The sequence below is a fragment of the Rahnella contaminans genome, from assembly GCF_011065485.1.
Classification (GTDB): Bacteria; Pseudomonadota; Gammaproteobacteria; order Enterobacterales; family Enterobacteriaceae; genus Rahnella; species Rahnella contaminans.
Genome location: NZ_JAADJS010000001.1, coordinates 350602 through 362537, shown reverse-complemented (window position 1 = coordinate 362537; position 11936 = coordinate 350602). Strand labels below are relative to the sequence as shown.

The 11936-nt window shown below is 53.5% G+C and carries 11 protein-coding genes, 1 pseudogene and 1 other annotated feature; of the genes and pseudogenes, 10 read left to right on the top strand and 2 right to left on the bottom strand.

Annotated elements, in window-relative coordinates; translation table 11 throughout:
- Positions 1-297 precede the first annotated feature (297 nt).
- Positions 298-400 (top strand) — a sequence feature (Trp leader region).
- Between the two features lie 42 nt (positions 401-442).
- The 6 genes and pseudogenes from GW579_RS01660 (at position 443) to GW579_RS01630 (ending at position 7556) form a co-directional block, all read left to right on the top strand.
- Positions 443-2005 (top strand): anthranilate synthase component 1, encoded by a 1563-nt coding sequence (locus GW579_RS01660; RefSeq protein ID WP_165057133.1) that lies wholly within the window; start codon positions 443-445, stop codon positions 2003-2005.
- A 1-nt stretch (position 2006) separates the two neighbouring features.
- Positions 2007-3610 (top strand): annotated as a pseudogene (gene trpD / locus GW579_RS23780) (bifunctional anthranilate synthase glutamate amidotransferase component TrpG/anthranilate phosphoribosyltransferase TrpD).
- Between the two features lie 3 nt (positions 3611-3613).
- Positions 3614-4978 (top strand): bifunctional indole-3-glycerol-phosphate synthase TrpC/phosphoribosylanthranilate isomerase TrpF, encoded by a 1365-nt coding sequence (trpCF, locus tag GW579_RS01645; RefSeq protein WP_165057131.1) that lies wholly within the window; start codon positions 3614-3616, stop codon positions 4976-4978.
- A gap of 43 nt (positions 4979-5021) precedes the next feature.
- Positions 5022-6212, top strand: a complete 1191-nt coding sequence (trpB, locus tag GW579_RS01640) for a tryptophan synthase subunit beta (RefSeq protein ID WP_152325927.1) — start codon at positions 5022-5024, stop codon at positions 6210-6212.
- Positions 6212-7018, top strand: coding sequence for a tryptophan synthase subunit alpha (gene trpA, locus GW579_RS01635; RefSeq protein ID WP_165057130.1), 807 nt, complete (start codon positions 6212-6214; stop codon positions 7016-7018). Before trpB ends, trpA begins: the two co-directional genes overlap by 1 nt.
- Positions 7019-7241: 223 nt before the next feature.
- Complete coding sequence (locus GW579_RS01630) at positions 7242-7556, top strand: BON domain-containing protein (RefSeq protein WP_152325925.1); 315 nt, start codon at positions 7242-7244, stop codon at positions 7554-7556.
- 71 nt (positions 7557-7627) lie between these two features.
- Here the strand turns inward: GW579_RS01630 and ompW are convergent, their stop codons facing one another.
- Positions 7628-8260, bottom strand: coding sequence for an outer membrane protein OmpW (gene ompW, locus GW579_RS01625; protein WP_165057128.1), 633 nt, complete (start codon positions 8258-8260; stop codon positions 7628-7630).
- 293 nt (positions 8261-8553) lie between these two features.
- Between ompW and GW579_RS01620 the strand changes: the two genes are divergently transcribed.
- The 4 genes from GW579_RS01620 (at position 8554) to yciA (ending at position 10956) form a co-directional block, all read left to right on the top strand.
- A complete protein-coding gene (locus GW579_RS01620; RefSeq protein WP_165057126.1) occupies positions 8554-8955 on the top strand; it encodes a YkgJ family cysteine cluster protein in 402 nt (133 codons plus the stop codon).
- A gap of 87 nt (positions 8956-9042) precedes the next feature.
- On the top strand, positions 9043-9798 hold the full coding sequence (locus GW579_RS01615; protein ID WP_165057124.1) for a YciC family protein: 756 nt from the start codon (positions 9043-9045) through the stop codon (positions 9796-9798).
- A 99-nt stretch (positions 9799-9897) separates the two neighbouring features.
- Positions 9898-10437: a septation protein A gene (locus GW579_RS01610; protein WP_152325921.1), complete on the top strand. Its 540-nt coding sequence runs from the start codon at positions 9898-9900 to the stop codon at positions 10435-10437.
- A gap of 78 nt (positions 10438-10515) precedes the next feature.
- Entirely contained in the window at positions 10516-10956 is a 441-nt protein-coding gene (gene yciA, locus GW579_RS01605; protein WP_104921632.1) for an acyl-CoA thioester hydrolase YciA, read from the top strand.
- A gap of 77 nt (positions 10957-11033) precedes the next feature.
- On the opposite strand, the gene GW579_RS01600 is transcribed toward yciA, so the two are convergent.
- Positions 11034-11765: an energy transducer TonB gene (locus GW579_RS01600; RefSeq protein ID WP_165057122.1), complete on the bottom strand. Its 732-nt coding sequence runs from the start codon at positions 11763-11765 to the stop codon at positions 11034-11036.
- Positions 11766-11936 lie beyond the last annotated feature (171 nt).

Below are 11936 nucleotides of genomic sequence, written 5' to 3'. Positions count from 1 at the left end.
TATCATAACGCGTTAGCGCTGTGCACGTTAGGGATGATTTCACCCGGTTTTTACGCACGGTTACGGTGCGATAACAATCTGACCGCACTAAAGGTGTGAAATCAGACAAATTGAGGGTTGACTTTGCCTTCATGAACTAGTTTACTAGTACGCAAGTTCACGGGATGATTCAGTAATGAACGGCGTGACAAACGAATTCAGAAAGCTTAGGTTTTAAGAACGCGCAGTTCTTATAAACACGAACTTTCCCAAACTTAAAAAGAGTGTCTGATGATGAAAACTCACATGATGGCGGTTCTCAGCTGGTGGCGTACTTCCCCTTGTCGGGCGGAGTAATCACGCATAGCTGTCATCAGACGCTGCAAGATTTCCGAAGCCCGCTTAACGCGGGCTTTTTTGTGGCCGTCTGTTTGAAAACGTTCAGAAAATTTCAGGAAGCAAAATGACTATTCAAAAACCACGTTTAGAATTGCTGACCGCACAAGGATGTTACCGCGGCGATCCAACGGCCATCTTTCATCAGCTGTGCGGCGCGCGTCCGGCGACCCTGCTGCTGGAATCCTCAGAAGTCACCAGCAAGGAAAACCTGAAGAGCCTGTTGATTGTCGACAGCGCCCTGCGCATCACCGCGCTGGGTTCCCGGGTTTCCATTCAGGCACTGACCCCGAACGGTGCGTCGTTGCTGCCGCTGATTGACAGCGCGCTGCCGTCTGAAATTCGCAATGACGTTCGCCCGAATGGCCGCGAACTGACTTTCCCGGCGATCGACCAGATGCAGGATGAAGATGCCCGTCTGCGTTCCCGCTCTGTTTTCGACGCCCTGCGCAGCATTCTGACCTCGGTAGAATCTCCGGCACACGAGCGCGAAGCGATGTTCCTCGGCGGCCTGTTTGCTTATGACCTGGTTGCCGGTTTTGAAGATTTGCCGCAGTTAGCGTCCGACCAGCGTTGCCCGGATTTCTGCTTCTATCTGGCAGAAACCCTGCTGGTGCTGGATCACCAGAACCGCACCTGCCGTTTGCAGGCCAGCCTGTTTACGCCGTCCTCTGAGGAAAAACAGCGTCTGCACGAACGTCTGGAACAGCTGCAACATCAGCTGCAATTGCCGCCACATACCATCCCGCACCAGAGCGTGCCGGAAATGCAGCTGAGCGTGAACCAGACCGATGAAGTGTTTGGTGCCGTGGTTGAGAAAATGAAAGTGGCAATCCGCGCCGGTGAAATCTTCCAGGTTGTGCCGTCACGCCGTTTCTCCCTGCCATGCCCTGCTCCGCTGGCGGCTTACGAAACGCTGAAAAACAACAACCCAAGCCCGTACATGTTCTTCATGCAGGACAACGATTTCACACTGTTCGGCGCATCGCCGGAAAGCGCACTGAAATATGACGCGTCTAACCGCCAGATTGAAATTTATCCGATTGCCGGTACCCGTCCGCGCGGTCGTCGTGCTGACGGTTCACTGGATTTGGATCTCGACAGCCGCATCGAACTGGAAATGCGGACCGACCATAAAGAGCTGGCCGAGCATCTGATGCTGGTGGATTTAGCGCGTAACGATCTGGCGCGTATCTGCGAACCGGGCAGCCGTTATGTCGCTGACCTGACTAAAGTTGACCGTTATTCTTTCGTGATGCATCTGGTTTCCCGCGTTATCGGCACGCTGCGTGCCGATCTGGACGTGCTGCACGCTTATCAGGCCGTCATGAATATGGGCACGCTGACCGGCGCACCAAAAGTCCGCGCCATGCAGCTTATTTCAGCGTCTGAGCAAACACGTCGTGGCAGTTACGGCGGCGCGGTGGGCTATTTCACCGCACACGGGGATCTGGATACCTGCATCGTGATCCGCTCCGCGTATGTAGAAGACGGCATTGCAACCGTTCAGGCGGGCGGCGGCGTGGTGCTCGATTCCGTACCGCAAGCCGAAGCTGACGAAACCCGTAATAAAGCCCGTGCCGTGCTGCGTGCCATCGCCACTGCCCACAATGCGAAAGAGGTATTTTAAGATGGCCGACATTTTACTCATCGATAACGTGGATTCTTTTACGTACAACCTGGTCGATCAGCTGCGTTCCAGCGGCCATAACGTGGTGATCTACCGTAATCAGATCCCGGCTGACGTGATAATCGAAAAACTCAGCCAGCTGGAAAAACCGGTGCTGGTGCTTTCTCCGGGACCGGGCACGCCGTCAGAAGCGGGCTGTATGCCGGAACTGCTGAAACGTCTGCGCGGTCAGTTACCGATTATCGGTATCTGTCTCGGACATCAGGCGATTGTGGAAACCTACGGCGGTTTCGTCGGTCAGGCAGGTGAAATCCTGCACGGTAAAGCCTCTTCTGTTACGCATGACAACGAAGCGATGTTCGCGGGCATGAATAACCCGCTGCCGGTAGCGCGTTATCACTCGCTGGTCGGCAGTCAGATCCCTGAAGGGCTGACCGTTAACGCCCGCTTCGGCGACATGGTGATGGCAGTGCGTCACGAAGAAGATCGCGTTTGCGGCTTCCAGTTCCATCCGGAATCCATTTTAACTTCACAGGGCGCTCGTCTGCTTGAGCAGACACTGGCCTGGGCTTTGGCGTAAGGAGAACTGTCATGAAAACGCAAACTATCCCCGGCATTCTCGAAAATCTCTATCAGGCTCAGGCGATGACGCAGGAAGAAAGCCAGCAGTTATTTACCGCCATCGTGAACGGTGAGCTGGAACCCGCGCAGTTAGCGGCGGCGCTGATCAGCATGAAAGTGCGCGGCGAGCAGCCCGCTGAAATCGCCGGTGCCGCAAAAGCCTTACTGGCACACGCCGAACCGTTCCCGCGCCCTGATTATCCGTTCGCGGATATCGTCGGCACCGGCGGCGACGGTACCAACAGCATCAATATTTCCACCGCCAGCGCCTTTGTGGCCGCGGCCTGTGGCGCACGCGTGGCGAAACACGGCAACCGCAGCGTGTCCAGCCGTTCAGGTTCATCGGATCTGCTGGCCGCTTTCGGCATCCGTCTGGATATGACAGCGGAAGAATCCCGCGCGGCGCTGGATGATTTGAATGTGTGCTTCCTGTTCGCACCGCAATATCACACCGGTTTCCGCCATGCGATGCCGGTGCGTAAAGCGCTGAAAACCCGCACGCTGTTCAACGTGCTCGGCCCGCTGATTAACCCGGCGCGTCCGCCGCTGGCACTGATTGGCGTGTACAGCCCGGAACTGGTGAAGCCGATAGCAGAAACCCTGCGCGCCCTCGGTTACGAGCGTGCGGCGGTGGTTCACGGTGGTGGAATGGATGAAGTGGCGATTCACTCGGCAACACAGGCTGCTGAACTGAAAGACGGCGAAATCACCACTTATGAAGTGACACCGCAGGACTTCGGGCTGGACAATTATCCGATCGAATCCCTGCTGGGCGGCGAGCCGGAAGAAAACCGTGACATTCTGGCACGCTTATTACAAGGTAAAGGTGATCCGGCCCATGAAGCTGCGGTAGCCGTCAATGTGGCGATGTTACTGCGTCTTTTCGGTCTGGAAGATTTGAAGCAAAACGCTCAACAGGCTTTAGATGTCATGCGCAGCGGTGAACCCTACCAGCGCGTGATTGCATTGGCAGCAAGAGGATAAGTGATGCAGCAGGAAACCGTGCTCCACAAAATTGTTCGCGATAAGGAAGTTTGGGTCGCGGAACGTAAAGAACAACAACCGCTGGCCAGCTTTCAGAACGAAATAACGCAAAGCCAGCGCAGTTTTTACGACGCACTTCAGGGTGCAAGAACGGCTTTTATTCTCGAGTGCAAGCAGGCGTCTCCTTCCAAAGGAAAGATCCGCGAGAACTTTGATCCGGTAGAAATTGCCGGTGTTTACAAAAACTACGCATCGGCCATTTCCGTTCTGACGGACGAAAAATACTTCCAGGGCAGCTTTGATTTTCTGCCGCTGGTGAGCAAAACCGTCACGCAGCCGGTGTTGTGCAAAGACTTTATTATTGACCCGTATCAGATTCATCTGGCGCGCTTTTATCAGGCCGATGCCATTTTGCTGATGCTGTCCGTACTCAGCGATGAACAATACGTGCAACTCGCCGCCGTCGCGCACAGCCTGAATATGGGTGTGCTGACCGAAGCCAGTAATGAAGAAGAGCTGGAACGTGCGGTGAATCTGAAAGCGAAAGTGGTCGGTATCAATAACCGTGATCTGCGCGATTTGTCGATAGACCTCAACCGCACCCGTGAACTGGCGCCCCGCGTGCCGCACGGCGTAACGGTCATCAGCGAATCCGGCATTAATACCTACGGCCAGATCCGCGAACTCAGCCGTTTTGCTAACGGTTTCCTGATTGGCAGCGCGCTGATGTCAGAGCCCGACCTGAATACCGCCGTCAGCCGTGTGCTGCTTGGCGACAACAAAGTGTGCGGCCTGACCCGTGCGCAGGATGCGAAAGCCGCCCATGACGCCGGCGCGATTTACGGCGGGCTGATTTTTGTCGACGCCTCTCCGCGTTTCGTGACACAACCGCAGGCGAAAGAGGTGCAAAACGGCGCACCGCTGAAATACGTCGGCGTGTTCCGCGATGCGCCACTTGCTGATGTCGCGCAAACCGCTCAGGCGCTGAATCTCACCGCCGTGCAGATTCATGGCGATGAAGATCAGGCGTATATCGACGCCCTGCGCAGCGAGCTGCCTTCTGCGGTGCAGATCTGGAAAGCGCTGAGCGTGAAAGACACGATGCCGGCACGCAATCTGAATCACGTTGACCGTTACGTTCTCGATAACGGTAAAGGCGGAACAGGGCATCGTTTCGACTGGAGCAAACTGGCCGGGCAAGACCTGAGCAATGTTCTGCTGGCCGGTGGCCTGAGCGCAGATAATTGCGTCGAGGCCGCGCAGCTCGGCTGTGCGGGTCTGGATTTCAATTCAGGCGTCGAGAGCGAACCGGGCATTAAAGATGCGGGTAAAATTACCGCCGTATTCCAGACATTGCGGGCTTATTAATTTCCCGCAGTGACGCAAAAATTGACAGACAGGATGGAATCACATGACTTTACTTAATCCCTACTTCGGCGAATTTGGCGGCCAGTACGTCCCGCAAATTCTGATGCCTGCGCTGGTGCAGCTGGAAGAAGCTTTTGTCAGCGCGCAGCGTGACCCGGCGTTTCAGGCTGAATTCATCGATTTACTGAAAAACTATGCAGGCCGTCCGACGGCGCTGACATTGTGTAAAAACCTGACCGCAGGCACTAAAACCAAGCTGTATCTCAAGCGTGAAGATCTGCTGCACGGCGGCGCGCACAAAACCAACCAGGTGCTGGGTCAGGCGTTGCTGGCAAAGCGCATGGGCAAGACCGAAATCATCGCTGAAACCGGTGCCGGTCAGCACGGTGTGGCGTCCGCTCTGGCCTGTGCCCTGCTCGGCCTGAAGTGCCGGATTTATATGGGCGCGAAAGACATTGAACGCCAGTCACCGAACGTGTTTCGTATGCGTCTGATGGGCGCTGAAGTGATCCCGGTTCACAGCGGCTCTTCCACGCTGAAAGATGCCTGTAACGAGGCACTGCGCGACTGGTCTGGCAGCTATGAAACCGCTCACTATATGCTGGGTACCGCGGCAGGTCCGCATCCTTATCCGACCATCGTGCGTGAATTCCAGCGCATGATTGGCGAAGAAACCAAAGCGCAGATGCAGGAACGCGAAGGCTGTCTGCCGGATGCGGTGATCGCCTGCGTCGGCGGTGGATCTAACGCCATTGGTATGTTTGCTGATTTCATCGATGACACCAGCGTGAAGCTGATTGGTGTTGAACCGGGTGGCCTGGGTATCGAAACCGGGCAACACGGCGCACCGCTCAAACATGGTCACGTCGGTATCTATTTCGGGATGAAAGCCCCGATGATGCAAACCTCAGAAGGCCAGATTGAAGAATCTTATTCGATTTCTGCCGGTCTGGATTTCCCGTCTGTCGGGCCGCAGCATGCTTTCCTGAACAGCATCGGCCGCGCGGAATATGTATCTATTACCGATGACGAAGCACTGGACGCCTTTAAAGAATTGTCCCGCCATGAAGGGATTATTCCGGCACTGGAATCTTCACACGCGCTGGCTTACGCGCTGAAACTTATCAAGGAAACGCCAGAGAAAGAACAAATTCTGGTGGTGAATCTTTCTGGCCGCGGCGACAAAGATATTTTCACCGTACATGACATCCTGACTGCCCGGGGAGAAATTTAATGGAACGTTATCAGCAATTATTTAAGCGTCTGGAAAGCAAAAAAGAAGGTGCCTTTGTTCCCTTCGTGACGCTGGGTGATCCGGGCGTTGAGCTGTCCCTGTCCATCATCGATACGCTGATTGAAGCCGGTGCCGACGCGCTGGAGCTGGGCATTCCGTTCTCTGATCCGCTGGCAGACGGCCCGACGATTCAGAACGCCAACCTGCGCGCGTTTGCCGCCGGGGTGACGCCAACACAATGCTTCAATATGCTGGCGCGCATTCGCGAAAAACATCCGGATATCCCGATCGGCCTGCTGATGTACGCCAACCTGGTGTTCCATAACGGCATCGAAACTTTCTACCAGCGTTGCGCTGACGTGGGCGTGGACTCCGTGCTGGTCGCCGACGTGCCGTTTGAAGAATCGGCCCCGTTCCGCGCGGCGGCGCTGCGTCACGGCATCGCGCCGATCTTCATCTGCCCGCCGAATGCGTCAGACGATCTGCTGCGCGAGATTTCCTCTCATGGCCGCGGCTACACCTATTTGCTGTCACGCGCCGGTGTGACCGGGACGGAAAAACGCGCCCTGACGCCGCTGAATCATCTGGTGGATAAACTGCGTGAATATAACGCAGCGCCGCCTTTGCAAGGCTTCGGAATTTCTGAGCCTTCACAGGTGAAAGAAACGCTGGCCGCCGGTGCGGCGGGGGCCATTTCCGGTTCCGCGACGGTACGCATCATAGAGAATAATCAGCATCAGCCTTCAGAAATGCTGGCTCAGCTTTCCCGTTTCGTCAGTGAAATGAAAGCCGCCACCCGCGCGTAAACGCGTGCGCTTCTGCAAACAGAACCTTATTCAATGCCTGACTAAGGTTCTGTTTCTTTTAAATTCTTACGTTTTTTTCTCCATTCGATTTGTATAAAGCCCGCCAATAATCCAAACTAAAATCACTCGGCAAATCAATAACAATACGGGTGCTCGAAGTATTGTTTGCCTGAGTCTGAATCGGGTGACTTTTGGTTTTATAACAAAGCATGGAGAGTTATTTATGAAGCTATTCAAGACATTGTCTGCTTTCTGCATGGCCGCAGTGGTCGTCATGGCCGTGGCCGCCTGCGCACCGACAAAAAAATCTGAAGGCACGGGTGGTTACATCGATGACACCGTAGTCACCACGAAAGTCAAATCCGCCCTGCTGGCCGATAAGACCATCAAATCACGGGAAATCAGCGTTGAGACCTTCAAAGGCCGCGTTCAGTTGAGTGGTTTCGTGACGTCAACGGCAGATGCAAACCGTGCGGTAGAAGTCACGCGTGGCGTGGCGGGTGTACGCTCCATCGAGAACGATATGCGACTGAAATAATCAGAGATCTTTCTGATGAAATACGAAGAGGCGCCAAAGCGCCTCTTTTTTTTGCAACGTAACAGGCAATATCAGAAACGATAGCCGACGCCAAACATAAAGACCCATGGATCAATCCGGGTGTTGATGTTTTGCTGCTCGCCGCCTGCTTTGAATTTAACTTCGGTATCGATATCCATCCACCAGACCGACATGTTGATCAGCCAGTTATCATCGAGATTGTAATCCAGGCCCGCCTGCGTGGCCACGCCCCAGGAGTCTTTTACGCTCAGATCAGAAAGCCCGGCATTGCGCCCGGTCTGGTTGAAATTCGTATCGTAGAAGGTGGTGTAGTTGATACCCAAACCGAGGTACGGACGCAGTTTGTCGCGCTTATCCCCAAAGTAGTATTGCGCCATCAATGACGGCGGCAACTGTTTCACTTCAGCAATTGTTCCGGTGCTTTTCAGACCGATTTTATGCTGGAATGGCGTCGCGGCCAGCAGTTCCATCCCGATGTTGTCGGTAAACATATAGCCGAGCGTCAAACCCATCTGCGTGTTGTTATTGATGTTAAAAGAACCCAGCCCCAGGACGTTGTCTGAACCTTCGGTTGGACGAACGGTTGCTGTCCCTACACGAACAATCACATCCCCTGCTTCATGTGCGCTCGCGATTGCCGGAAATGCCGCTGCTGCCACTAATGCCCAATATGCTGCTTTCATTGTCCCTTCCCTTTGTGTGGTTTATTTATTGGCCGCGCGAATGATACCTACTCTTTGGTACGGTTTGATCAAAGCGGGATCACATCTTTAAAACAATTTTTCATAAATTGCATCTTTCTCAATCCGATCTAAATCTCTAAAAACAAAGGAATTGATCTACATCAAAAACGAGGGGATTTTGCTGTTTCATTAAAGCCCAAAAATTTCAGTTGCTAAAAAAAATGCCGCTGCGTAATTTGCCTGAACCCTGTTGGTTTTGGTTTGGTGCCGTAAGGAGTCGGTAGCTTCCCAAGATGAGCGAAATTAATAATCCTTGTATGACCTGTGGCGCGTGCTGCGCCTATTTCCGTGTTTCATTTTATTGGGCTGAATCTGAAGAAGCTGGCGGCGTTGTTCCGCAGGCACTGACAGAACAAGTCACGCCTTTTTTGAGCTGCATGAAAGGCACCAACAGCAAGTCGCCTCGCTGTGTGGCTCTGGAAGGGGAAGTGGGACAATCGGTTTCCTGTTCTGTTTACCTTAACCGCCCGACACCCTGCCGCGAGTTTGATCAGTCGGGGCTGAACGGTGTCGCCAATACGGCCTGCGATCGCGCACGTGCGCGTTACGGCCTGCCGCCGCTGGATGTGGATTTACCGATGATTGATGTCGGGTCTTTCACGCCAGAGCTGGCAGAGGTTCATCAGGCTGACTGACAGGAAGTCAGCGCAAAAGTATCGGCGGGGGCCTATTACAGGTTACAATCCCCGCCTTGTTATTTTAGCTTGTGCCAAGGAGCGTCCATGTCTATCACGGCCAGTACATTGTACCGTGACAGTTATAATTTTTTGCGTAATCAGCTGAGTAGCGTTTTCGCGCTTTCCCTGCTGGCCGCATTAATTACCGTCATATTGAGCTGGATTTTAAGCCCGTCAGCCGATCAGCTTGATGCTATCGGGCAACTTATGAACAACATGGCGGGCATGAGCGTCGCCGATATGATGGGTTTCATTGAACAACAGGTCACGCCGGAACAACAAAGCGCCATTTTCCGCTACAGCATTGCGGCGCTGTTCTCGACGCTGGCCGGAAATGTGATTCTGGTTGGCGGGATCCTGACGCTGATCCAGCTGGTTTCACAGGGCGTGCGCGCCAGCATAACCCAGGTGGTGACCGCTTCTTTGCCGGTGTTGCCGCGCTTAATCCTTTTGCTGTTCGTCTTCAGCGTGATGTTCCGTCTCGGTCTGGCGCTGCTTTTCGTGCCTGCGTTTCTGATTGCCATTGCCTGGTCAATGTCGCCAATCATCGCCTGTAAAGAGCAGGTCGGGATGTTTAAAGCCATGCGTCTGAGCACCCGTCTGGCCTTCAGCCATGTGCGCCTGGTTGCGCCGGGTGTTTTGATGTGGATTCTGGCGCAGGTGGTTCTGATGCTTTTCGTCGGCGCGTTAAGTGCGTTGAATCCGATGATAAGCGCGGTGATTTTCGGCGCGCTCAGCAATGTCATCACGGCATTTATCCTGATTTATCTGTTCCGTCTTTACATGAAATTACATGTTTAATAGTGACATAACTTTTTCAGGGGCGCTCCGGCGCCCTTTTCTTTTGTCCGGTAAATGATTCCGGTATAGTCATCCCATACATAAAACATGGAATGAAGTATGAAGCAGCTCCTCGATTTTCTTCCCCTGATTGTCTTTTTTGTGGTTTATAAGCTTTACGACATTTTTGTCGCATCAGGCGCGTTGATCGCTGCCACTGCGCTGGCGTTAGTCATCACCTGGGTGATGTATCGCAAAATTGAGAAAATGACGTTAATCACCTTCGCCATGGTGGCTGTTTTTGGCACCCTGACGCTGGTCTTCCATAATGATGAATTCATTAAATGGAAAGTCACCGTCATTTACGTTCTGTTCTCCGGCGCTTTACTGATAAGCCAGCTGGTTCTGAAAAAGCCTCTGATTCAGCGCATGTTGGGCAAAGAGCTGACGCTTCCCGACCACGTCTGGAATAAGCTGAATGTCAGCTGGGCGATTTTCTTCCTGCTGTGCGGTCTGGCAAATATCTACGTGGCTTTCTGGCTGCCACAGAATATCTGGGTTAACTTCAAAGTGTTCGGACTTACCGTTCTGACGCTGGTCTTCACGCTACTCAGCGGCATCTATATTTACCGGCACATGCCGGATGATGAAAAAAAATAAGCATTCTTCTGCACGGGCCTTCTTTTGAAGGCCTTCGTTGTTTTGAATAAAACATTGATCACTGTGAAGCAATCAAACATGAACGAAAAACAGAGTTTACCCAATGGTGAAATGGTATTGCGTACGCTGGCAATGCCTGCTGACACCAATGCAAACGGCGATATCTTTGGCGGATGGCTGATGTCACAGATGGACATGGGCGGCGCGATCCAGGCGAAGGAAATCGCTAAAGGCCGCGTAGTGACCGTTCGTGTGGACGGCATGACGTTCCTCAAGCCGGTCGCGGTGGGTGATGTGGTGTGTTGTTATGCACGCTGTATTCGTACCGGCAACAGCTCGATCACCATCAACGTTGAAGTGTGGGTGAAGAAGGTCTCCTCTGAGCCTATCGGACAGCGCTACAGGGCCACTGAAGCGGTGTTCACGTACGTTGCGGTGGATGAATCTGGAAAATCGCGCCAGTTGCCTGACGGACGCAGCAATTTCAGTGTTGATTCTGGTGGTGTTTCTCAGGATTAAACAGAACGCGGCAGTATGAAAGACAAAGGTCGCCCTGAAGGCGACCTTTTTTATGGAGCAAGGGGCACGATGCCGCTTTATTCGACGGTGGTGCCGCCTTTGATTTTGAACACCAGGTTAACCACTAAGTTGCTGGCGGCCTTCGGTTCGTAACGCCATTTCCCCATTGCCTGTTTCACTTCACGCTCAAACATGTTGCGCGGCTCTGCGGAAAGTACGCGGATATTTTGTACGCGGCCATCACCGTCGACATCAAACTGCACACGGACACGTCCTTCGATACGCAGCGCCAGCGCACGCGCCGGATACATCGGTTCACCACGTTGCAGCGGTCGCGGCCCGGTGTTGCTCTGGGCATTGGTGGACGCAGGTGGCTGGCTCACTGGCTTCGTGACCGGCTGATTGCTGGTGACGGGCGCGGTTTGTACCGTTTGCGTTGGTTTTTCCACCGGACGTTCTACTGGTTTCACTTTTGGCTTCACGACCGGTTTTTTCACCGGCTTAGGTTTAGGCTTCGGCGGTTCCGGGATCACAACCGCTTCCGGCGGCGGCGGAGGCTCTGGCACCACTTCCGGTTCAGGCTCAGGTTCCGGCGGTGCTGGCTCAGGCTGTGGCGGCGGCGGAGGTGGCGCAAAGTCAGCCGGGTTGACCATCGTCACACTCATGACTTTTTGTTCCTGCGTCGGCAACTTGATTGACTCACCGACTGCCATGTACAAAACACCCGCAATAACAGCAATGTGCAAAGTGACAGAAAGAACGGCAGGCAATGTAACCTTGCGGATAAATCTAAACTTTTTTAGCGGCATAATGATTCATTTTCCCCGTGAAGCCGCAAGTTTAAATGTAAATAGCAATCATATTCAACACCGAGATGACAACTATTCTCAAATAACCTTTGCTTTGATCCCACGCAAAGCACTTTCCCCGGGCTTCAGGTTTAGCTATGTTAATTCTGCAAAATGATCTGACTGCCGATG